The following is a 20,745-nucleotide window of genomic DNA, read 5'->3' as shown; positions in this document are numbered from 1 at the left end:
ACAGCGCGCCCACACCGGGGCGCATGCGCATTCCCGCCGGACCAATACGTATTTTCGCCCACCGTACCGGTGAAATGCGTACGCCGGAATTACGTCTTTACACCGGATCCGGCCCGGTGCGACTCTGCGATCAACCAATATGGACCCGATACGGGGAGGGTCATGGACCGCCCACGTCTCAAGGCGCACTTCACACCGCAGGTGATCGACGGGTCGAAGGTGTTTCTCCTGGCCGAGGGTCAGCACTACCTCGTCCAGTCGGCGGGGGCCGGGAAACTCCTTCCCTACCTGGACGGACGGCGTACCGTAGCCGAGATCGCGAGCGCGCTGATCGACGAACTGCCGCTCCCGCAGATGCTCATCGCCATTCGTAAATTCGCCGCATTCGGCCATCTCGCCAATGGCCGCCCCGATTGGCCGGACAGCACGCTGGCATTCTGGGACGCGCAGGGAATTGACCCGGTGCACGCGCACGACGCGCTCTCCCGCGCCGAATTCACCGTCGTGGCCTGCGAGGGGGCCGACGCCGCCGCGGTGGTCCCGGTGCTGGCCGAGCACGGGTTGCGTATACGTACGAGGAGCGTGGCGGAGGAGGCCGCCGGGCCCGAGGGGACGATGGCGGTCGTGGTGGCCGGCGACTACCTCGATCCGGCGCTCGACCGGCTCAACGCCGCCTATCTGGCCGCCGGGCACCCGTGGGCGCTGGTGAAACCGGGCGGGATCACGCTCTGGGTCGGCCCGGTGCTCCAGCCTGGACGCACCGGCTGCTGGGCCTGCCTGGCACAGCGGCTGGCCGGGAACCGGCAGGTCGAGCGGTACCTGGCGGGCAAGCGCGGCGGCGGCGTGCCGTACCACCCGGCGCGGGAGTCGGCGCCCGCCGGTCCGGCCGTGGCGGGCGGGTTGCTGGCCGTGGAGCTGGCGCGGATCGCCGCGGGGGCGGCCTCCTCGCGGCTGGAGGGCCGGATGACCACCGTCGACCTGCGCACCCTCGGCGTCATGGAGCACACCCTGGTCCGGCTGCCGCAGTGCCCGGCCTGCGGCGATCCCACGCTGATCAGCGAACGCAGCCCCAAGGTCGCGCTGTCGGCGCGCAGCGCCCGGCACGTCACCGACGGCGGATACCGCATCGAGCCGCCCGCGCGTACGTATGCCAGGCTGGAGAAGCACATCAGCCCGCTGATCGGGGCGGTCACCCGGCTGCACACCTTCGCCGACGAGGACAACGGCGTCACCTACAGCTTCACCGCGGGCCACAACTTCGCCATGATCGGCGACAACATGGACCTGCTGCGGCGCAACCTGCGCGGGCAGAGCGGCGGCAAGGGCCGCACCGAGGTGCAGGCCAGGGTGAGCGCGCTGTGCGAGGCCATCGAACGCTACTCGGGCGTGTGGCGCGGCGACGAGCCGGTCACCGAGGCCGCCTACGCCGACCTCGACCCGGCGGTGGCCGTCCATCCTGAGTCGCTGCTGCACTTCTCCGACGCCCAGTACGCCGGCCGCGAGGAGTGGAACAAGGACCCCGCGCACCGGCTGCACCTGGTGCCCGAGCGGTTCCGTACGGACCTGCCGGTCGACTGGTCGCCCGCCTGGTCGCTGACCGAGGAGCGGGAACGGCTGGTGCCCTCGGGTTACGCCTGGTACGGCCATCCCGACCTGGAACGCCACTTCTACTGCGTGGGCGACTCCAACGGCAACGCCTCGGGCAACTCGATCGAGGAGGCCGTCCTGCAGGGCTTCTGCGAGCTGGTCGAACGGGACGCGGTGGCCCTGTGGTGGTACAACCGGGCCCGGCGGCCGGCCTTCGACCTGGACTCGCTGCGCGACCCGTACGTCGACACCGTGCGCGAGTTCTACCGCGGCATGGACCGCGACCTGTGGCTGCTCGACCTCACGACCGACCTCGGCATCCCGGCGTTCGTGGGGGTCTCGCACCGCACCGGGCACCCGGTGGAGGACGTCATCGTCGGGTTCGGCGCGCACCTCGACCCGCGGATCGCCGCCATCAGGACGCTCACCGAGGTCAACCAGTTCCTGCCCTCGGTGGAGCGGCGCGACGAGCACGGCGAGACGCTCTACCTGGACGACGACGTCGCCACGCTGGCCTGGTGGAAGGAGACCAGGCTGGCCGAGCAGCCGTGGCTGGTGCCCGACCCCGCCGTACGCGCCCGCACCTTGTCCGACTACGCCCGCTCGGACGGCGGCGACCTGGCCGGTGACGTGCAGACGTGCGTGGCCAGGGCCGCCGCGGCCGGGATCGAGGTCATCGCGCTCGACCAGAGCCGTCCCGACCTGGAGCTCAGCGTGGTCCGGGTGATCGCGCCCGGCATGCGGCACTTCTGGCGGCGGCTCGGCCCCGGCCGGCTGTACGACGTGCCGGTCTCGCTCGGCTGGGTCACCGAGCCCGTGGCCGAGGACGAGCTCAACCCGACCAGCGTCTTCTTCTGACCGGTTCGCGGGCCCCTGGGTGAGGGAGAGGAGCGGGCCATGGACGAGACCAAGCTGCGGCTGCGGCGGGACGCGGAGCTGACCGAGGCGGACGGCGAGGCGCGCATCTCCACGCCCGCCGGCTCGCTCGGCCTGCGCGGGCTCGACGCCGGGACCGCGGCCGCCCTGCGGATCCTGGCCGGCGGCGACGCGGGCGAGACCGCCCTGGCGGCGACCGTGGGCGAGACCGGACTGCTGCGCTGGAACCTGCTGGTCCGCCGCCTGGCCAGGGCCGGCCTGCTGGAGTTCGCCGCGGCCGGGGCCCGGCTGCGGCCGGTCGGCGCCGGCGGCGTGGAGCCCGCCCCCACGCCGCCGGCGGACACGCCGATCAGGCTGTCGCGCTTCGCCGTCGTGACCGCCGGGGACGGCGTGCTGACCGTGCGCTCGCCGCGCAGCCCGGCGGTGGTGGAGCTGTCGCCGGCCGCCTGCGGGCTGCTCGGCGCGCTGGCGTCCTGGACCACCCCGGCGGGCCTGGCGGACGGCGGCCGGGCGCAGGACCAGGAGTGGGGGCCGGCGCTGCGGTTCCTCGCGGCGGCGGGCGTGCTCGCCACCGGCCCCGAGGACGACGACCTGGCGACGGCCCAGTGGCACCCGCGCGACCTGTGGCTGCACGCCCACAGCCGCGGCCCCCGCTACACCGGCCGCTACGGCGGCACGTACGCCTTCACCTCCCGCTTCGACCCGGTGCCCGCCGATCCGCCGCCGTTCACCGGCGAGCGGATCGAGCTGCCCCGGCCCGACCTGGAGCTGCTGGCCAAGACCGACCCCAGCCTGACCGACACGCTGGAACGCCGCCGCTCCCTGCGCGAGCACGACCCGGACGCGCCCATCACGCTGGCCCAGCTCGGCGAGCTGCTCTACCGGTCGATGCGGCGGCGGGCCGCGTTCACCTCGCCCGACGGGCAGGAGCTGACCGACCGGCCCTACCCCTCCGGCGGCTCGGTCCACGAGCTGGAGATCTATCCGCTGATCGTGTCCTGCCAGGGGGCCGAACCGGGACTGTGGCACTACGACACCGCCGGCCACGCCCTGGAGCTGGTCTCGCCGCCCACGCCCGCCGTGCGGGCGCTGGTCGAGCGGGCCAAGTCGGCGGCCCAGCTCACCGCCGACCCCCAGGTGGTGCTGACCGTCACCGCGCGCTTCGGCCGGGTGATGTGGAAGTACGAGACGATCGGCTACTCGCTGGTCCTCAAGCACGTGGGCGTGCTGTACCAGACGCTCTACCTGGCCGGCACGGCCATGGACCTGGCCGTGTGCGCGCTGGGCGGCGGGGACGCCGCCGACTTCGCGCTCGCCAGCGGCCTCGACTACCTGACCGAGGGCAGCGTCGGCGAGCTGATCGTCGGCAGCCGGCGGTGATGGGCACATGACGGCACGACGGCGGGCCGAGGGCCGCGTTCGGGGGACGGCGCGATGAAGTTCCGGTTCAAGGCGTTGCAGCGGATGCGGGAGCCCGACGAGCTCGACTCGCCGACGCTGCTGGCCTCGCCGCGCGGGTGGATCGCCACGTTCGTGGTGCTGATCATCGTGGTGGCCGCGGGGGTGTGGTTCTTCGCCGGGCGGCTGCCGGTCACGGTGCCCGCCGTGGGGCTGCTGACCCATCCCGGCGGCACGGCTCGGCTGCAGAGCCCGTACGGGGGGACGGTGCGCTCGATGCTCGTCCAGCCGGCCGAGGCGGTGCGCGAGGGCCAGGCGGTGGCCGTCATCGCCGCCGACGGCGGGGCGGAGCAGGTGGTGCGCAGCCCGTTCAGCGGGCGGGTGGTCGCCGGTTCCGCCGTGCCCGGCCACGTGGTCAGGGAGGGCGAGGAGCTGCTGCTCATCGAGCGTACGGACGCGCCGCGCGACCGGCTGGTGGCGATGTTGTTCGTGCCGGTCGACCGGGCGATGGGCGTGGTGCCGGGCAAGCCGGTCGATCTGTCGGTCTCCTCGGCGCCGCCCGGCGCGTACGGGCTGCTGCGCGGCCGGGTCGAGTCGGTCAGCGACTACCCCGTGATGACCGAGCAGGCCGCCGACCTGGTGGGCGGCGAGGACCCGGCGCGCGGCTACCTGCGGAACACGCCGTCCAGGCTGGTGATCGTGGACCTGGTGCGCGATCCCGCCACGCCGTCCGGCTACGCCTGGTCGACCGTGAAGGGGCCGCCGGTGGGCCTGCAGTCGCAGGTCTCCGTCAGCGGCGCGATCGGGCTGGGCAGCCAGACGCTGTTCGACCTGCTGCTCGGGCGCTGAGGTGAGCCGCGTGACCGCCCCCGCTCCCCCGCCGAAGGAGGGATGCGTGACCACGACCAGCGCCCCCGGGAGGGACGTGTGACCACCACCGGCGTCCCCGACCAGGGGCATGTGGACCAGGCACCCGCGAAGGACACCGGGAAGGGCGCCGCGCCCGCTCCCCCGGCGGCCCCGGCGGCCCCGGCGGCCCCGGCGGCCCCGGCGCGGCGACGGCGGTGGAGATGGCGGCGGCGCACGCCGACGGTGATCCAGATGGAGGCCGTGGAGTGCGGGGCGGCCTCGCTGGCGATGATCCTGGGCTACCACGGCAAGTTCGTGCCGCTGGAGGAGCTGCGTTCGGCCTGCGGAGTCTCCCGCGACGGCGCGAAGGCCTCCAGCGTGGTGGCCGCGGCCCGCCGCTACGGGCTGATCGCCAGGGGCTTCCAGATGGAGGCCGACGACCTGCGCTCGCTGACCGAGCCGGCCATCGTGTTCTGGGCGTTCCAGCACTTCATGGTCCTGGAGGGGGTGCGCAGCCGGTTCGGCAGGAAGGCCGTCGCGGTCAACGACCCGGCGGGCGGCCCCCGGATGATCGACTGGGACGACTTCGACTCCGGCTTCACCGGCGTGGTGCTGACGTTCGAGCGGGGACCGGACTTCCGGCCCGGCGGGCGGCCCACCCGCGTCGGGCAGGCCCTGCTGGCGCGGCGGATGCCGTCGGGCCGCGCCCTGCCGCTGGTGCTGCTGGCCAGCCTGCTGCTGGTGGTGCCGGGCATCATCGGGCCCGCGTTCAGCCGGGTGTTCATCGACCGGATCCTGACCGGGCGCGACCCCGGCTACCTGGTGCCGCTGCTGTTCGCGATGGGGGTCACCGCGGTCGTGGTGTTCGTGCTGACCTCGGTGCAGCGGCACTACCTGCTGCGGCTGGAGATCCGGCTCAGCCTGGTCAGCTCGGCCCGCTTCTTCCGCCATCTGCTGCGGCTGCCGGTGGAGTTCTTCCTCCAGCGGCGTCCGGCCGAGGTGGCCAAGCGGGTGCAGGCCAACGACGGCGTGGCCGAGATCCTGTCCCGCGACCTGGCCGTCACGCTGGTGAACCTGGTCCTGGTGCTGTTCTACGCGGCCGTGCTCATCCGCTACGACCTGCTGCTCGGGCTCGTCGGGGTGTCGATGGCGCTGCTGAACATCCTGGTGCTGCGCCAGGTGTCGCGGGCGCGTACGGACGCGGTGGCGGCGCTGCGGGCCGACCTGGGCAACCTGACCTCCACCACGTTCAACACGCTGCAACTCGTGGAGACCGTCAAGGCGACGGGGGCCGAGCCGACGGCGTTCCAGCGCTGGGCCGGGTTCCTGGCCAAGGCGGTCACCGCCAAGCAGCGGCTGGGCGTGGCCACGGCGACGCTGACCGTCGTGCCGCCGCTGCTGGCCGCGGTCAACAGCGGCCTGATCCTGCTGATCGGTGGGCTGCGGGTGGTGGACGGGGCGATCAGCGTCGGCATGCTGGTGGCCTTCCAGACGTTGCTGAACGCGCTGTCCAGGCCGGTCACCCAGCTCACCAACCTGGGCGGCCAGTTGCAGGACATCTCGGCCGACATCTGCCGCCTGTACGACGTCGAGAAGTACCCGATGGCCCGGACGTTCGAGCGGTCCGCGCGGGCCGAGGAGGAGGCCGGACCGAGCGGGCGCCTGGACGGGCGGCTGGAGTTCGCCGACGTGACCTTCGGCTACAACGCGCTCGCCACGCCCGTCGTCAGGAACCTGTCGTTCACCGTGGTGCCGGGCCGCCGGGTGGCGATCGTCGGCAACTCCGGCAGCGGCAAGTCGACCGCGGGCAAGCTGGCCGCCGGCCTGTACGCGCCGACCTCCGGCCGGGTGCTGCTGGACGGCCGGCCGCGGGACGACCTGCCGCGGGCCGTCGTGGCCGCCTCGGTCGCGTACGTGGACCAGGACATCACCCTGTTCGAGGGCACCGTGCGCGACAACCTGACGTTGTGGAGCGACGACGTGCCCGACGAGGTGGCGGTCTCGGCGCTGCGGGACGCGGCGCTGTTCGACCTGATCGCGGCCCGGCCCGGCGGCCTCAACAGCCGGGTGCTGGAGGGCGGCAGGAACCTCAGCGGCGGCCAGCGGCAGCGCCTGGAGCTGGCACGGGCCCTGTCGATCCAGCCGACGCTGCTGATCCTGGACGAGGCGACCAGCGCCCTGGACCCGGAGACGGAACGGATCATCGCCGACAACCTGCGCAGGCGCGGCTGCGGCTGCCTGATCATCGCGCACCGGCTGTCCACGGTGCGCGACGCCGACGAGATCATCGTGCTCGACCGCGGCGAGGTGGTCGAGCGCGGCAGGCACGCCGAGCTGCTGGCGCTCGACGGTCACTACGCCGCGCTGCTCAGGAGCTCACGCAAGAACGGCGACGGAGGATGACGCAGTGCTGAAAGTGGCTGGTTTCTCCCCGTTCTTCACCGACGCCGCCACGCCGGTGGACTACTCGGCGGAGAACCTGTTCGTGCTGTCGGGCGTGCGCGAGGTGCTGCTGGTGGAGGAGGGCGCGGTCGACCTGTTCGCGGTGCGCCTGGAGGGCGGCCGTCCGGTCGGCCGGTGGCACTACCTGTGCCGGGTCCGGCAGGGCACGTTGCTGCCGGGCTCGCCCAAGGGGCCCAGGCACGGCATCGTGGGCCGTCCGGTGCTCGGCACGCGGGTCTCGCGCCTGCCGCTGGCCAGGCTGGGCGAGCTGTCGGGCACCAACCGGTCGGCCACGATGTCCACCGCCGAGTACGGGCTGGCCGTGCGGCAGTTCGTCCGCGGGCTGGAGGGCGGGATGATCGCGCTGGCCACCGCGCTGCGCGACGCGCTGCCGCCGCGCGAGTTCGTCCCGCTGCTGCCCGACGCGGTGACCGAGCTGCCGGCCGGCCGCGCCGCCCGGTCGGTGGACGGCGTGCGGTGGATGACCGTCGAGGAGGGCGCGGTCGAGATGCCCGACGGCGTGGCCGGCGTGCTGACCGCGGGCGCCGAGCTGGCCGTGACCGAGCGGGACTGGATGGTCGCCGACGCCCCCGCCCGGCTGCGCGCCCGGTCGACCTGGCAGTTGCTGGCCGACGAGACGATCTGGGCCCGCTGGGTCGAGCACGCCATCCGCTTCCTCTACACGGTGGACCGCCGGGTCGAGCGGCGGCGGGCGCAGGAGCTGGAGGCGCTGCGGCGGCGCAGGGAGCGCGAGGCCGGCACGACGCGGGCGGCCCGCCGCGGCTTCGACACGCTGGTCAGCGACACCGAGGCCAAGGTGCGCGTGGCCGACGTCACCGCCGACCCGCCGGCGCTGGCCGCGGCCAGGCTGGTGGCCTCGCACGGCGGGTTCATCGTGACCGCGCCGCCACCGGGCCAGGCCCGGGGGGCCGACCCGCTCCAGGCCGTCGCGCTGGCCTCCGGGGTGCGCACCCGGTCGGTCCGGCTGGACGACGGCTGGTGGAAACACGACATCGGGCCCATGGTGGGCTACCGGGCCGACGACGGGACGCCGGTGGCCCTGCTGCCGATCGGCTCGCGGTACGTGGTCGCCCAGCCCGGCCACAGCCGGGTCACGCCCGTCACCAAGGCGGTGGCCGCCACGCTGACCGGCAAGGCCGAGGTGCTGTACCAGCCGCTGCCGCGCGAGGTGCGGACCGTGGCCGGGCTGCTGCGCTTCGGCCTGGCCCGCAACGGCCGCGACCTCTGGGTGCTGGCCTCCCTGGGCACGCTGGTGGCGGTCATCGGCCTGCTGGTGCCCGCGATGACCGGGCTGGTGCTGGGGACGTTCGTGCAGCGGGCCGAGCGCGACCTCATCGTGCAGGGCGCGGCGCTGGTGATCGGCGGCGCGCTGGTGGCGGGGGCGCTGTCGATCGTGCAGAACGTCGCGGCCCTGCGCATCGAGGGCCGCTCGTCGGCCCGGGTGCAGGCGGGCGCGTGGACGCGGCTGCTGTCCCTGCCCGTCACGTTCTTCGGCCGTTACTCCACCGGCGAGCTGGGCACGACCGTGCTGGGCGTGAGCGCGGCGCAGGAGACGTTGTCGGGCGTGATGACCACCGCGACGCTCGGGCTGTTCGGCGGGCTGGCCAACCTGGCGCTGGTGTACGTCTACGACGTCGGCCTGGCGCTGCTGGCGACCCTGCTGGTCCTGGCCGGCGTGCTGGTGTGCGCGGTCGCCGGCTTCTTCGAGGTACGCCTGCAACGCCGCCTGTACGAGCAGGAGCAGCGGCTGTCGTCGCGGGTGTTCCAGCTCCTGTCGGCGGTGCCCAAGCTGCGCGTGGCGGCCGCGGAGGACCAGGCGTTCGGCGTGTGGACGCGCGACTTCATGGCGACCAGGACCACCTCGGCCGCCGCCCGGCGGCTGCAGAACGTGGTGACCACCTTCAACGCCGGGTTCCCGCTGGTCTGCTCGGTCGTGATCTTCGCCGTGGCGGCCGGGCCGCTGCGCGGGCAGTTGCCGATCAGCGCGTTCCTGGCCTTCTTCGCCGCGTTCAACCTGCTCATCGCCTCGGTGCTGCAGTTCACCGGCGCGGCCATCACCGCCATGGGCGTGGTGCCGATGCTGGAGAAGCTGGCCCCGGTGCTGGGGGCCGAGCCGGAGGACCACGCGGGCAAGGCCGACCCGGGCGACCTGTCGGGCCGCGTCAGCCTGTCCCGGGTCTCCTTCCGCTACGGCGGGGACGGCCCCGCGGTGCTCACCGACATCGACCTGTCGATCGAGCCCGGCGAGTTCGTCGCGATCGTGGGCCCGACCGGCAGCGGCAAGTCCACGATCCTGCGCCTGCTGCTCGGCTTCGAGCAGCCCGACGTCGGCTCGGTCCTGTACGACGGCCAGGACCTGGGCGAGCTGGACCTCGGCGCGGTGCGCCGGCAGTGCGGCGTGGTGCTGCAGAACGGCGCCCTGCTGGCCGGCGACATCCGGCAGAACATCGTCGGCAGCACGAACCACACCGTCGACGACGCCTGGGAGGCGGCGGCGATGGCCGGCATCTCCGACGACATCACGGCCATGCCGATGGGCATGAACACCGTCCTGTCGGAGGGCACGAACACGCTCTCCGGCGGCCAGCGGCAGCGCATCATGATCGCCAGGGCGCTGGTCTCGCGGCCCCGCATCGTCTTCTTCGACGAGGCGACCAGCGCCCTGGACAACCCCGCCCAGAACGTCATCGCCGAGAGCACCCGCCGGCTCAACGCCACCCGTGTGGTCATCGCCCACCGGTTGTCCACCGTCCGGGACGCCGACAAGATCCTGGTGCTCGACGGCGGCCGCATCGTCCAGCAGGGCACCTACGACGAGCTGCTCACCGAGGAGCAGGGGCTGTTCGCGCGGCTGGCGCGGCGGCAGATGTGAGCGCACGGAAGGAGCCGTCATGGAGTTCGCGCTGCTGATCCACGGGCCGGAACGGGCCTGGGCGGAGCTGTCGGAGCAGGACCGCTCCGCGCTGTTCTCCGCCTACCTCGCCTTCGGGCGGGAGCTGCGGGAGGCGGGCGTCACGGTGGTGTTCGGCGCCCGGCTGGCCCGCCCGGACGCGGCCGAGGGGGAGCCGCGCGAGGACGGCCGTCCGGAGCTGGGCGGCATGTGGATCCTCGACCTGCCGTCGGAGGAGGCGGCCCTGGAGTGGGCCGGGCGCCTGCCGTCCGGGCCGGGCGACCGGGTCGAGTTACGGCGCTGCGACCGTGGAAGGATGTCACGATAGTGCCAACCGGGGCTCTGCCCGCGCCCCACCACGCCTTTGGGGCAGAACCCACAGGGAGGTAGACGACTCATGGACTTCGTGCTGCTGATCCACGGCGACGAGATGCTCTGGGACGCCTTCAGCGAGAGCGAGCGGGAGCGGATGGCCGAGGCCCACCGCCAGTTCGGCCGGGCGATGGCGATGGCGGGGGTCAAGGTCAAGTACGGCGCGGGGCTGACCAGGTCCGGGGAGGGCAAGCTGGTCAGACCCGACGGGCCCGCCGTCGACGGCCCGTACGCGGTCGGGCGGGAGCAGATCGGCGGCATCTGGGTCATCGAGGTCCAGTCGGCCGAGGAGGCCGAGTCGTGGGCGCGCAAGATGCCCTACGCGCCCGGTGACATCGTCGAGGTGCGCCCCTGCGACCCGGCCTCCTGACGGCCGGGCCCCGGGAGCGCCCTCAGTAGCGGGCTCTGCGGCTGAGCAGCACGCCCACGGCCAGGAACAGCAGGCCGGCGGCGCCGTACACGATGGCCAGCGAGGTCGCGGGTGGCTTCTCGCTGGCGTTCACGACGGCCAGCCCGAGGCCGACGATCGCGCTGATGTAGCTGAAGATCGCGATGAAGATCTTCCAGAACGGACTCATGACGTGCTTCCTTCCGATGAGTGCTGAGCCGGTCCGTACGGTGCGGTCCCGGCGACGACGAAGCCGAGCAGCATGACCCAGGCGTCCGGGTCGGCCAGGAAACGCCGCCAGCGGTCGGCGGCCAGGGCGAGCCCCGCGATCGGCAGCGCGCCCGAGGCGACGAGCGGCGCCAGGCGTTCGGGCCCCAGGTGCGGGGCGAAGGCCGCGGTGGGGTGGGTGTCGTTGGTGGTGGCGAACGGGCGCAGCACCACGTCGGCGAACCCGCCGCCGCGCAGCAGCCGGGTGAGCTTCCTGCCGATCTGCCGGTCCCCTCCGGCGCCGCGCTGGGCCTGGGCCATCGTGGCGTGGACGGAGGCCAGCTCGGGGTACATCGGGTCGGCCAGCCCCCACAACATGCTGTCCACCTCGACGACCACGATCCGGCCGCCGGGACGCAGCACGCGCAGCGCCTCGGCCAGCATCGGCGCCGGATCGCCCACGTGCTGCAGTACGTACCGCAGCAGTACGCCGCCCACGCTGCCGGTACGCAACGGCAGCCGGGCGCCGTCGGCGGTGACCAGCGGGGCGCCGCAGCCGCCCGCGTTGCGCAGCAGGGAGGCGTCCACGTCGAGCGCGATGACGGGCAGCCCCGGCTCGGCGGCGCGCAGCCGGCGGGTGACCGCGCCCGAGCCGGCGCCCAGCTCCAGCAGCGGGCCCTCGCGGGTCAGCCCGAGGTCGCGCATGATGCGCAGCTCCTCCTCGAAGGAGAGCGCCGCCTGGGCCTCCAGCCGGGCCAGCTCGCCGGTCACGCCGCCCCACGTGGTGGTGGCGGCGTCGTAGGAGCCGGTGGCCGCCGGCGCCGCGCTCATCGGGGCCTCGGGGTCATCATCAGGCCGTGCCTGGGCCGCAGCGTGACCAGCGCCTCGGGCTCGACGGGGAAGCCCTCCACCAGTTCCATGCGCAGCCCGCGCAGGATCACCGCGAGCACGAGCGTGGCCTCCGCCAGCGCGAAGTGCCGTCCGACGCAGATGCGCGGGCCGCCGCCGAAGGGCAGGTACTGGTGGCTGAGCAGCCGGGCGGCCCGGTCGGGGTCGAACCTCTCCGGCCGGTACGCATCCGGCTCCTCCCAGTACCTCGGGTCGCGGTGCAGCACCCACGGGCTGACGCACACCAGCGACCCGGCCGGTACGTCGTAGCCGTCCAGCACGTCGTCGGCCGTGCCGCGGCGGGAGATCAGCCAGACCGGCGGGTAGAGCCTCATGGCCTCCTGGACGGCCTGCCGGCAGCGGCGCAGCCTGGGCAGGTCGGCGGCGGTGGGCGACCGGCCGGCCAGCACCTCGTCGATCTCGGCGCGCACGCCCTCGGCCGCCTCCGGGTGCCGGTCGAGCAGGTAGAGCGTCCAGGTCAGCGACTTGGCGGTGGTCTCGTGCCCGGCCATGACGATGGTCAGCACCTGGTCGCGCAGGTCGGCGTCGGACATCGCGTGCCCTTCGGCCAGCATCGCGCCGAGCAGGTCGTCGCCCGCGCCGCCGGCCCGGCGGGCGGCGATGATGAGCCTGGTGACCCGGTCGAGGAAGGCCCGCGCCCGCAGGAAGCCGGCGTGCCGCGCGGCGGTGTCGGCCGGGTCGGGGTCGTCGCTGGGTACGTAGTGGCCGATGAAGCGGTTGACCGCGTCCACGGCGCGGCCGAAGCCCTCGCCGGCGACGCCGATGTCGGTGCCCAGCATGGCCTTGACGATCACGCTGAGGGTGAGCGAGGTCAGGTCGTGGTCGACGCGTACGGGCCGGTCGCCGGCCCAGTGCGTCACCAGGTGCTCGGCGGCCTCGACGATGACCTGGTCGAACCGGCCCACCTCGGCGGGCCTGAACGCGGGCGCGCACATCCTGCGCTGGGCCGCCCACTCGGCGCCGTCGCTGGTCAGCAGGCCGTTGCCGAGCAGGGGGCGGAGCATGTCGTCGTCCGGCGTGCGTTCCTTGGTGTAGGCGGCGCCGTTCTCCTTCAGCACGTGCCTGGCCAGGTCGGGGCGGTTGAGCATGTAGACCGGCTCGCCGTCCGCGTCGTGGCGGGTGACGTCGCCGAGGGCCGCCATGGCGGTGACGAACTCCAGCGGCGCGTCGCGCATGGCCCTCAGGCTCTGGGTTCCGGCCGGTCCCGGCGGCACCCGGGGGGATACGTACGTCCCGGACATGGGTTCTCCCGATGGCTTACGCAAACGAATATTCCGATACGCATTTCCGGCCACCGAATACGTATATCGCTTCGTATTGTTCCGGTCGGCGTATTTGCAGAGTACCTTTTAAGCAGAGGGCTCTCAATACTTAATCCGGAGCCCCGGAAATTAAGTCTAGGCACCTCGAATTCGGCTGTGTAAGACTCCGTTCCGAGACGGCGCACCGCGCCGAAGGGGAAAAGCTCCAGGAGGACGCAATGGCCCTGAACCCCAGAGAGCGGACCGAATTCGTCAACGCCTACACCCGAGTCCTGATCACCGCGTGGTCGAGCGAGGAATTCTCGGCGAAGCTGGACAGCAACCCGCGCGAGGCGCTGGCCGAGGCCGGCCTCGAGGTTCCCGCGGGCGCCCAGATCACCCTCGTGCGCAACGTGCCCGACGGCCACCACGACACGAACCTCGACGTGCAGGTCTCGCTGTGGGAGCGCGGCCTGGAGACGGGGACGTTCGAGTTCCACATCCCCGAGACGCCGCAGATCGACATGGCCGAGCTGAGCGAGGGCGACCTCGACTCGATCGCGGCCGGCGTCGACGTCAACTGCTGCTGCTGCCCCTGCTGCTGCTGCACCTGACGCCGGGAGCCACGCACGCCAAGAGGAGGAAGAGGAGATCATGTCCGACGACCAGGCGAACCCCATCCACGTACGGGGGCTGCGCAAGCAGTACGGTCCCGCTCTCATCCTGCAGGGTGTGGACCTGGACGTTCGTCCCGGAGAGGTGTTCGCCTTACTCGGCCCCAACGGCGCGGGCAAGACGACCACGGTCGAGATCCTCGAAGGCGTGCGCCGGCGTTCGGGCGGCGACGTGAGTGTCCTCGGCCGCGACCCGGCCGAGGACGCCCCGCAGTGGCGGGCGCGGCTCGGCATCGTGCCGCAGACGACGGGCGCCTACGCGGACCTGACCGTCCGCGAGGTCGTCGAGCACTTCGCCGCCTTCTACCCCGCGCCGCTGCCCGCGGCGCAGGTCATCGACATGGTGGGCCTCGGCGCGAAGGAGCGCAAGCAGGCCCAGACGCTCTCGGGCGGCCAGCTGCGCCGCCTGGACGTGGCCGTCGGCGTCGTCGGCGACCCCGACCTGATCTTCCTGGACGAGCCGACCACCGGGCTGGACCCGGAGGCCCGGATGGAGGCGTGGGACCTGGTCCGCTTCTTCGCCGACCAGGGCAAGACGACCGTGCTGACCACCCACTACCTCGACGAGGTGGAGGCGCTGGCGCAGCGCGCGGCGGTGATCGTGGCCGGCCGGATCGTCGAGACCGGGCCGGTGAGCGAGCTGGGCGGCCGGCGTGACACGCCCGCCGCGGTGAGCTTCACCCTCACGCCCGAGCTGAGCGCGGCCGAACTGCCGGACCTGCCTCCGGGCACCGCGCTGGACCCGTCCTGCGCGCCCGGCGTGCCCGGCGGCACGCTCACGCTGCTCACCCACACGCCCACGCGGGCCCTGGCCGCGCTGCTGCCCTGGGCCGCGCGCGCGGGCGCCGACGAGCTGCCCGACCTGCGCGTCCACCGGCCGACGCTGGAGGACGTCTACCTCAAGCTGATCCGCGAGAACCAGGGGGCCCAGTCATGACCAGCTCGAACGCGATCGTGGCCGAGCAGGGCCGTCCCGTGCGCGCACGGGGCGGCGGGTCGGGGCTCTGGCGGGCGTCGGCGGCCCGTTCGTCGGTGGAGCTGAAGTCGTTCTTCCGCAACCGCCAGTCGCTGTTCTTCACGCTGCTGCTGCCGATCGTGCTGCTGCTGGTGCTCGGCTCGATCTTCTCCGGCACGGTCCCCGGCACGCACACCGACTTCAAGCAGATGTTCGTGGCCGGGATCATCGCCTGCGGCATCATGAGCGTCAGCTTCAACGGCCTGGCGATCAACATCGCGATCGAGCGGGACAACGGCATGATCCGCCGCCTGGCCTCCTCGCCGATGCCGAAGACGGCGTACTTCGTCGGCAAGATCGTCCGGGTGGTGGTGACCGGCTTGCTGGAGGCGGCGATCCTGCTGGCCGTCGGCGTCGCGCTGTTCCGCCTGCCGATGCCGCCGGACGCCGCCCACTGGCTCACGTTCGCCTGGGTGCTGCTGCTCGGGGCGACGTCCTGCTCGCTGCTGGCGGTGGCCTTCAGCGCGATGATCCCGAACGCCCGCTCGGCCGCGGCGATCGTCACGCTGCCGTTCCTGGTGCTGCAGTTCATCTCCGGGGTGTTCTTCCCCTACAGCGAGCTGCCCGCCTGGATGCAGAGCCTGGCGGCGTTCTTCCCGCTGAAGTGGATGACGCAGGGCCTGCGCTCGGTGTTCCTGCCGGCCGACTTCGCGGTGGTGGAGCCCGCCGGCACGTGGGAGCTGGGCAGGACGGCCGCGGTGCTGGGCGCCTGGTGCGTGGCGGCGCTGCTGCTGAGCCTGCTGACCTTCCGCTGGCGCGGCGCCAACGTCCGCTAGCCGGGGAGGGGCTCAGATGGCGAGGGTGAAGCCGGTCAGCCTCCTGGGCACCAGGCCCGGGGCCCACGCGGGCGGCTTCCCCGTCCGGCGCAGCCCGGGATACCGCTCCAGCAGCCCGCTCAGCAGCAGCCCGCCGGCCTGCCTGACCAGCGGCGCGCCCAGGCAGAGGTGGGTGCCCGCGCCGAAGGCCAGATGGGGGTTGGGCGAGCGGGTGACCAGCAGCTCGTCGGGCCGGTCGAACACGGCCGGATCGCGGTTGGCCGCCCCGACCAGGGCCAGCACCCTCGCCCCCGCCGGGATCACGCCGCCGTCCAGCGGGACCGCCTCGGTGGTCACCCTGGCGGTGAACGGGATCGGCGACTCCAGCCGCAGCAGCTCGTCCACGGCCGACTCGGCCACCTCCCGGCCGCCGTTCCTGATCCGGTCGGCGGCCTCGTGGCACGGCAGCAGCCAATGGAGCGCGTTGCCCACCATCTCGGCCAGCGGCTTCCATCCGCCGACGACCGTGAGCGCGGCGATGCCGAGCATCTCGGCCCTGGTCAGCCGGTCGTCGGCGGCCAGCCGGCCGAAGGGCGAGCCACCCGGCCCGTTCCCGGCGGCGGCGGCGGTGGCGGCGTCGGCGCGCTCGCCGAGGAAGCGGGTGAGCTCGCCCATCGCGGCCCGCCCGGCCGCGGCGGCCTGGGGCCCGGCCAGCGGGTCGAGGTTGACCGACACGCGGGCGGCCAGCCCGGCGAAGACCGGCACGTCGGCGGCCGGCAGCCCGAACAACCTGGCCAGCACGCCGGTGGCCAGCGGCTCGCCGATGTCGGCGGTGGCCTCGATCTCGTCGCGGCCGGCCAGCACGTCGAGCACCGCGCCGATCCCGGCCTCGATGTCGCCCGCGACGCCGCGGATGGCGGCCGGGCCCATCAGCAGCGCGCCGGGCGAGCGCAGGCGCTGGTGCTCGGGGGGATCGGTGGTCAGCATCGACGGCGGCAGCTCGTCGTCCCTGACCCGCTCCCGCTGCCCGAGCGCGGCCGAGAAGCGCGGGTCGCGCAGCGCGAGCGCGCAGTCGGCGTGCGTGGTCAGCAGCCACATGCGCGAGGTGACGTCGAAGTGCACGGGGTCGTTCTCGCGCAGCCAGCGGTACGCCGGATACGGGTCGAGCCGCCCGCGAGGAGAGAACGGGTGCGCTAAGTGGCCGGGCAGCGTGCGGGGTGCCGTCATCGCGTCTCCTCGTGATCAGGCCGAGGACAAACTACTACAGAGGATGTGCCGGTGGCAGAGCTTGACGTCGTCGTGATCGGCGCCGGGGTGAGCGGGCTGGCGGCGGCCGCGCGCCTGGCCGGCGCGGGCCTGGCGGTCGCGGTGCTGGAGGCCGGGGAGCGGGTGGGCGGCCGGATCCGCACCCACCGGCCGTCCCTGCTGGAGCTGGGCGCGCAGGTGATCCACGGTGACCGCAACCCGATCGCGGCGCTGCCCGGTCTGGAGGCGCCGGTGCCGGTGCCGCGGCGCGCGGCGCGGGTGCTGCTGCCCGGCGGGCCGCGTCCGCTGACCGCGCTGCGGCCCACGCCGCCGCTGCTGGAGGACCGGCTGACGTCGGGCGCGGCCCGGGAGCCGCTGCGCCGCCTGGCGGGGGCGAGCCCCTGGGACGTGCCGGTCGCGGCGTGGCTCAAGGAGGAGACCGCCGACAGCCCGCGGGCGCTGGAGCCGGCCGCGGAGTGGTTCAGGCAGAACTGGGCGGCCGAGCCCGAGGCGCTGAGCGCGCCCGCGCTGGCCGCGCTGCGGCGCGCCGACCCGGCGGGACGGGGCGAGTTCGCGCTGCCCGGCGGCTTCGACCGGCTGCCCGCGCGGCTGGCCGAGGGGCTGCGGGTGCGGCTCGGCGACGCGGTCGTCCGCCTGTCCTGGACGCGCGGCCGGGTGCGGGTGCTGACCGCCGCCGGGCACGTGGAGAGCGCCGCCGCCGCCGTGGTCACCGTGCCGCCGCCGGTGGTCGCCGAGGGGCGGCTCGTGGTGGACGCCCTGCCCGTGCGCAAGCAGGCGGCGGCGTACGAGCTGCGTCCCGGGGACGCCTGGTGCGGGCTGGTCGCCTATCCCGAACAGGCGCCCGAGTCCGTCGTGGTCTTCGACGCCGGGGGCCGTCTGGGGTTCGTCAGCACGACGGCCGGGCGGCCCGAGGTGCTGGTGATGGCCAAGGCCCGCGCCGCCGCGGCGGCCAGGAGCGCCTGGGCCGAGCCGGGCGGGCTGGTCGCGCTGCTGGCCGGGGCCCTGCCGTGGACGCGGGGGCTGAACCCGGCGGAGGTGGTGGTGTGCGACTGGGGCGCCGACCCGTGGACGGGCGGGGCCTACACGTACCCGGGCGTGGGGGCGCTGTGGGCGTCCCCGGCCTGGGCCGAGCCGCTGGGCGGGACGGTCTTCTTCGCCGGGGAGGCCACCGTCGGCCTGTCCGGTCCGCCCATGGCGCACATGGCGATGGCCAGCGGGGAGCGCGCGGCCACAGAGGTGATTGGGGCGCTGGAGAGATGACGGCTGGCAACGGGGAGCTCCACGGCGGGTGGTTCCTGCTCGCCCTCGACGACGAGATCGGCCCGGGGATCACGCCGCTGCGGCTGGGCGGTACGCGCCTGATGGCCGTGCGCGACGGCGAGCGGATCCGGGTGTTCGAGGCCACCTGCCCGCACCGGGGCGCCCACCTGGCCTACGGCGGCAAGCTGGACGGCGACTGCGTGATCTGCCCCTTCCACGGCAAACGCATCTCGCTGGGCGGGTCCGGCCGCCGCTGGGCGGTGGACGAGCTGCGCACGCTGCGCGCCGGGGCGGCGCTGTTCGCCCGGCTGTCCGGCGACCCCGGCGACGACCGGGGCTTCGAGCAGGCGATCAAGCAGGCGGCCGAGGACCTGGTGATCGTGGCGGCGGTGAACCAGCCGGTGACGGTCCCGGCCGAGTACGTCGTCGAGAACGCCTTCGACGCCCAGCACTTCAGCACCGTCCACCTGGTGCCCTCGGTGCGCGGCATGCGGGTCAGGATGGGCGAGCGCGACGAGCTGGTGATCGAGGGCGAGTTCCGTACCAAGGCGCCGCCGTGGGAGAAGGAGCGGCGGCTCGACTTCGCCTCCCGCTTCGTGGCCCGCGCCTACAGCCCGCATCTCGTGGTGACCGAGCTGGGCACGCCGGAGGCGCCGTACACGATCGTCACCGGCGCGGTGCCGGACGGGACGGGCTGCGTGGGACGGGTGGCCATCGGCGTGCGGCCGGACCGGACGGACTCGCTGCCCGCCCTCGTGCACGGCGCCCGCTACGCCTTCGACCAGGACCGCGTCGTCTGGGACCACCTCGACACGGACGCCCCGCAGCGGCTGGACGCCGGCGACACCCCGGTCATCGCCTTCCGCCGCTTCTGTCAGGGTTTCGCCGCCGTCCCCGGAGCGTCCTCATGAGCCTGTACGTGCGCTCGACCGGCCAGGGCCGGGCCGTGTTGTGGATCCACGGCTACACGATGGACGCCTCGGTGTGGGAGCCGCTGTGGAACCTGCTGCCCGGCTGGCGGCACGTCGGCGTGGACCTGCCGGGCCACGGGCGTTCCGGGCCGCTGCGGCCGGGCACGTCGCTGCCCGCGCTGGCGGCCGAGCTGGCCGGGCTGGCCAGGGCCGAGTCGGCCGCGCTGGTGGTGGCCGAGTCGATCGGCTCGATGATCGCCCTGCAACTGGCCATCGACCATCCGCGTGACGTGCGCGGGCTGATCGTCGGCTCCCCGACCATCGCGGGCGCGCCCCCCGAGCCGGGCACCGCCGGGCGGTACCGGGCGCTGGCCGGGCTGGCTCGGATGGGCGCGGGGGGCGAGCAGCTCGCCGACCTGTGGATGTCCTCGCCGCCGGACATCTTCCGCGGCACCGAGGACCACCCCGAGCTGCGCGCCAGGCTGCGCGCGATCGTGGCCGGGCATTCGTGGCGGGAGCTGCGCGACGGCGCGATGCACGGGCTGAGCAGGCACGTCCACACGGTCGAGGACCTGCGCGGCATCCGGGCGCGCACGCTGGTCGTCGTGGGCGACCGGGACATGCCGACGTTCCGGGCCGGCGCCGCGCTGCTGGGCGGGTCGGTCCCGCTGTGCCGTACGGTCACCGTCCCCGGCGCGGGGCACCTGTGCATGATCGAACGGCCCGAGGTCGTGGCGCCGCTCATCGCCGGGCACCTGCGGCTGTCGGCCCTCGAAGCGGACGAGGAGGCCGGGCGTGCCGATTCACGAGCACTATGAGCCGGGCGAGCCGTGCTGGGTGGACTACGGGGCGCTCGACCCGGCCGGCGCACGGGCCTTCTACGGAGAGCTGTTCGGCTGGACCTTCCGCGAGGAGGGCGGCTACTCCTTCGTCGAGCTCGGCGGCCAGGTCGTGGCCGGTTTCGGCCGGGTGCCGCCGGGCCTGCCGGCCTCCTGGAACACCTACCTGGCGGCTCCGGACGTGGACGCGGTGGCCGTAGGGGTGAAGGAGCTGGGCGGCGGCGTCGTCTTCGGCCCGATGGCGGCCGGCCAGGACGGCCGCGTGCTGTTCGCGACCGACCCGGCGGGGGCGGCGGTCGGCTTCTGGGAGGGACACCGTCCGGCCGGGATCGTGCTGGCCGGCGAGCCGGGGACGTGGTGCGGGCACGAGCTGTGGTCGGCCGGGACCGCGTTCTACCGGGACCTGCTCGGCGCCGCGCCCGCGACCCGCGAGGGGACGGGGGCACGCCCGCAGTGGATGACGTTCTTCGCCACCGCGGACCGCGCCGCGGCGGCGGCGACGGCGGCCCGGCTGGGCGCCACGACCGCCCCCGGGCATCCCCGGGCGACGATCGTGCGCGACCCGTGGGGGGCCCTATTCGCGCTGACGTGACCGGCCGGACAGGACGAAGAACAGGGCCACGAGGACGGCGCCGGCGATGACGACCACCGAGCCGACCGTCTTGCCGATCAGAAAGGCCACGACCACCGCGACGGCGTAGACCAGGGGAACGACCAGCCGGAGGTTCAATCCCATGCGCGCTCCTTGAAGAAAGACGGAACGGAACTCAGACGCATCATCGACCAGGCCGGGCCGGCGGTCCAGAATAACGCCGGAATATACGTATCGGCCTACGTATTGGGCC

19 protein-coding genes are annotated in these 20,745 nt (G+C 73.8%); 14 read left to right on the top strand and 5 right to left on the bottom strand.

Annotation, left to right across the window (positions count from 1 at the left end; translation table 11 throughout):
- Window positions 1-162 precede the first annotated feature (162 nt).
- From ACIA8R_RS07095 to ACIA8R_RS07065, 7 genes are all read left to right on the top strand, one after another.
- Window positions 163-2,445, top strand: a complete 2,283-nt coding sequence (locus tag ACIA8R_RS07095; RefSeq protein WP_397037059.1) for a TOMM precursor leader peptide-binding protein — start codon at window positions 163-165, stop codon at window positions 2,443-2,445.
- Window positions 2,446-2,484: 39 nt separating this feature from the next.
- Window positions 2,485-3,843: a SagB family peptide dehydrogenase gene (locus ACIA8R_RS07090; protein WP_397037057.1), complete on the top strand. Its 1,359-nt coding sequence runs from the start codon at window positions 2,485-2,487 to the stop codon at window positions 3,841-3,843.
- A 54-nt stretch (window positions 3,844-3,897) separates the two neighbouring features.
- On the top strand, window positions 3,898-4,710 hold the full coding sequence (locus tag ACIA8R_RS07085; RefSeq protein WP_357706722.1) for an HlyD family efflux transporter periplasmic adaptor subunit: 813 nt from the start codon (window positions 3,898-3,900) through the stop codon (window positions 4,708-4,710).
- Window positions 4,711-4,752: 42 nt separating this feature from the next.
- Window positions 4,753-7,113, top strand: a complete 2,361-nt coding sequence (locus ACIA8R_RS07080) for an NHLP family bacteriocin export ABC transporter peptidase/permease/ATPase subunit (protein WP_397037055.1) — start codon at window positions 4,753-4,755, stop codon at window positions 7,111-7,113.
- Window positions 7,114-7,117: 4 nt separating this feature from the next.
- Window positions 7,118-10,045, top strand: coding sequence for an NHLP bacteriocin export ABC transporter permease/ATPase subunit (locus ACIA8R_RS07075; RefSeq protein ID WP_397037053.1), 2,928 nt, complete (start codon window positions 7,118-7,120; stop codon window positions 10,043-10,045).
- A 19-nt stretch (window positions 10,046-10,064) separates the two neighbouring features.
- The gene (locus ACIA8R_RS07070; RefSeq protein WP_357706727.1) at window positions 10,065-10,391 is read left to right on the top strand and encodes a YciI family protein; all 327 of its coding nucleotides are present in this window, start codon (window positions 10,065-10,067) and stop codon (window positions 10,389-10,391) included.
- A gap of 69 nt (window positions 10,392-10,460) precedes the next feature.
- The gene (locus ACIA8R_RS07065) at window positions 10,461-10,805 is read left to right on the top strand and encodes a YciI family protein (RefSeq protein ID WP_357706729.1); all 345 of its coding nucleotides are present in this window, start codon (window positions 10,461-10,463) and stop codon (window positions 10,803-10,805) included.
- Window positions 10,806-10,827: 22 nt separating this feature from the next.
- Here the strand turns inward: ACIA8R_RS07065 and ACIA8R_RS07060 are convergent, their stop codons facing one another.
- From ACIA8R_RS07060 to ACIA8R_RS07050, 3 genes are read right to left on the bottom strand one after another with little or no spacing between them, the layout of a single operon-like run.
- On the bottom strand, window positions 10,828-11,013 hold the full coding sequence (locus tag ACIA8R_RS07060; protein ID WP_189646391.1) for a hypothetical protein: 186 nt from the start codon (window positions 11,011-11,013) through the stop codon (window positions 10,828-10,830).
- Window positions 11,010-11,861 (bottom strand): class I SAM-dependent methyltransferase, encoded by an 852-nt coding sequence (locus tag ACIA8R_RS07055; protein ID WP_397037050.1) that lies wholly within the window; start codon window positions 11,859-11,861, stop codon window positions 11,010-11,012. Before ACIA8R_RS07055 ends, ACIA8R_RS07060 begins: the two co-directional genes overlap by 4 nt.
- Window positions 11,858-13,114 (bottom strand): cytochrome P450, encoded by a 1,257-nt coding sequence (locus ACIA8R_RS07050; RefSeq protein ID WP_397037048.1) that lies wholly within the window; start codon window positions 13,112-13,114, stop codon window positions 11,858-11,860. The genes ACIA8R_RS07055 and ACIA8R_RS07050 overlap by 4 nt, the downstream gene beginning before the upstream one ends.
- A 305-nt stretch (window positions 13,115-13,419) precedes the next feature.
- Between ACIA8R_RS07050 and ACIA8R_RS07045 the strand changes: the two genes are divergently transcribed.
- Genes ACIA8R_RS07045 through ACIA8R_RS07035 form a run of 3 tightly spaced genes read left to right on the top strand, consistent with a single transcriptional unit; the run spans window position 13,420 to window position 15,645 of the window.
- Entirely contained in the window at window positions 13,420-13,794 is a 375-nt protein-coding gene (locus ACIA8R_RS07045; protein WP_357706732.1) for a hypothetical protein, read from the top strand.
- Window positions 13,795-13,834: 40 nt separating this feature from the next.
- Entirely contained in the window at window positions 13,835-14,791 is a 957-nt protein-coding gene (locus ACIA8R_RS07040) for an ABC transporter ATP-binding protein (protein WP_397037045.1), read from the top strand.
- Window positions 14,788-15,645 carry an ABC transporter permease gene (locus tag ACIA8R_RS07035; protein WP_364096250.1) on the top strand — a complete coding sequence of 286 codons (858 nt, stop codon included), beginning with the start codon at window positions 14,788-14,790 and terminating at the stop codon, window positions 15,643-15,645. Before ACIA8R_RS07040 ends, ACIA8R_RS07035 begins: the two co-directional genes overlap by 4 nt.
- A gap of 12 nt (window positions 15,646-15,657) precedes the next feature.
- Here the strand turns inward: ACIA8R_RS07035 and ACIA8R_RS07030 are convergent, their stop codons facing one another.
- Complete coding sequence (locus tag ACIA8R_RS07030; protein ID WP_397037043.1) at window positions 15,658-16,851, bottom strand: cytochrome P450; 1,194 nt, start codon at window positions 16,849-16,851, stop codon at window positions 15,658-15,660.
- A gap of 51 nt (window positions 16,852-16,902) precedes the next feature.
- Between ACIA8R_RS07030 and ACIA8R_RS07025 the strand changes: the two genes are divergently transcribed.
- From ACIA8R_RS07025 to ACIA8R_RS07010, 4 genes are read left to right on the top strand one after another with little or no spacing between them, the layout of a single operon-like run.
- Complete coding sequence (locus tag ACIA8R_RS07025) at window positions 16,903-18,150, top strand: flavin monoamine oxidase family protein (RefSeq protein WP_397037041.1); 1,248 nt, start codon at window positions 16,903-16,905, stop codon at window positions 18,148-18,150.
- Window positions 18,147-19,061, top strand: a complete 915-nt coding sequence (locus ACIA8R_RS07020; protein WP_397037039.1) for a Rieske 2Fe-2S domain-containing protein — start codon at window positions 18,147-18,149, stop codon at window positions 19,059-19,061. The genes ACIA8R_RS07025 and ACIA8R_RS07020 overlap by 4 nt, the downstream gene beginning before the upstream one ends.
- A complete protein-coding gene (locus tag ACIA8R_RS07015; protein WP_364096240.1) occupies window positions 19,058-19,879 on the top strand; it encodes an alpha/beta hydrolase in 822 nt (273 codons plus the stop codon). The genes ACIA8R_RS07020 and ACIA8R_RS07015 overlap by 4 nt, the downstream gene beginning before the upstream one ends.
- Window positions 19,857-20,492 carry a VOC family protein gene (locus ACIA8R_RS07010; RefSeq protein ID WP_364096237.1) on the top strand — a complete coding sequence of 212 codons (636 nt, stop codon included), beginning with the start codon at window positions 19,857-19,859 and terminating at the stop codon, window positions 20,490-20,492. Before ACIA8R_RS07015 ends, ACIA8R_RS07010 begins: the two co-directional genes overlap by 23 nt.
- Here the strand turns inward: ACIA8R_RS07010 and ACIA8R_RS07005 are convergent.
- Window positions 20,475-20,636, bottom strand: coding sequence for a hypothetical protein (locus tag ACIA8R_RS07005; protein WP_357706742.1), 162 nt, complete (start codon window positions 20,634-20,636; stop codon window positions 20,475-20,477). The two genes, ACIA8R_RS07010 and ACIA8R_RS07005, sit on opposite strands and share 18 nt — an antisense overlap.
- Between the last annotated feature and the right edge of the window lie 109 nt (window positions 20,637-20,745).

The sequence above is a fragment of the Nonomuraea sp. NPDC051191 genome (assembly GCF_044455665.1).
Taxonomy (GTDB): domain Bacteria; phylum Actinomycetota; class Actinomycetes; order Streptosporangiales; family Streptosporangiaceae; genus Nonomuraea.
Note: the sequence above shows the minus strand (reverse complement) of the source record. Positions and strands in the feature narration are given on the sequence as shown.

Excerpts from the sequence above, each read along its gene's own strand:
- ACIA8R_RS07095 (WP_397037059.1), top strand. The coding sequence starts at position 163 with ATGGACCGCCCACGTCTCAAGGCGCACTTCACACCGCAGGTGATCGAC.
- ACIA8R_RS07090 (WP_397037057.1), top strand. The coding sequence starts at position 2,485 with ATGGACGAGACCAAGCTGCGGCTGCGGCGGGACGCGGAGCTGACCGAG.
- ACIA8R_RS07085 (WP_357706722.1), top strand. The coding sequence starts at position 3,898 with ATGAAGTTCCGGTTCAAGGCGTTGCAGCGGATGCGGGAGCCCGACGAG.
- ACIA8R_RS07080 (WP_397037055.1), top strand. The coding sequence starts at position 4,753 with ATGCGTGACCACGACCAGCGCCCCCGGGAGGGACGTGTGACCACCACC.
- ACIA8R_RS07070 (WP_357706727.1), top strand. The coding sequence starts at position 10,065 with ATGGAGTTCGCGCTGCTGATCCACGGGCCGGAACGGGCCTGGGCGGAG.
- ACIA8R_RS07065 (WP_357706729.1), top strand. The coding sequence starts at position 10,461 with ATGGACTTCGTGCTGCTGATCCACGGCGACGAGATGCTCTGGGACGCC.
- ACIA8R_RS07060 (WP_189646391.1), bottom strand. The coding sequence starts at position 11,013 with ATGAGTCCGTTCTGGAAGATCTTCATCGCGATCTTCAGCTACATCAGC.
- ACIA8R_RS07055 (WP_397037050.1), bottom strand. The coding sequence starts at position 11,861 with ATGAGCGCGGCGCCGGCGGCCACCGGCTCCTACGACGCCGCCACCACC.
- ACIA8R_RS07050 (WP_397037048.1), bottom strand. The coding sequence starts at position 13,114 with ATGCGCGACGCGCCGCTGGAGTTCGTCACCGCCATGGCGGCCCTCGGC.
- ACIA8R_RS07045 (WP_357706732.1), top strand. The coding sequence starts at position 13,420 with ATGGCCCTGAACCCCAGAGAGCGGACCGAATTCGTCAACGCCTACACC.
- ACIA8R_RS07040 (WP_397037045.1), top strand. The coding sequence starts at position 13,835 with ATGTCCGACGACCAGGCGAACCCCATCCACGTACGGGGGCTGCGCAAG.
- ACIA8R_RS07035 (WP_364096250.1), top strand. The coding sequence starts at position 14,788 with ATGACCAGCTCGAACGCGATCGTGGCCGAGCAGGGCCGTCCCGTGCGC.
- ACIA8R_RS07030 (WP_397037043.1), bottom strand. The coding sequence starts at position 16,851 with ATGACGGCACCCCGCACGCTGCCCGGCCACTTAGCGCACCCGTTCTCT.
- ACIA8R_RS07020 (WP_397037039.1), top strand. The coding sequence starts at position 18,147 with ATGACGGCTGGCAACGGGGAGCTCCACGGCGGGTGGTTCCTGCTCGCC.
- ACIA8R_RS07015 (WP_364096240.1), top strand. The coding sequence starts at position 19,058 with ATGAGCCTGTACGTGCGCTCGACCGGCCAGGGCCGGGCCGTGTTGTGG.
- ACIA8R_RS07005 (WP_357706742.1), bottom strand. The coding sequence starts at position 20,636 with ATGGGATTGAACCTCCGGCTGGTCGTTCCCCTGGTCTACGCCGTCGCG.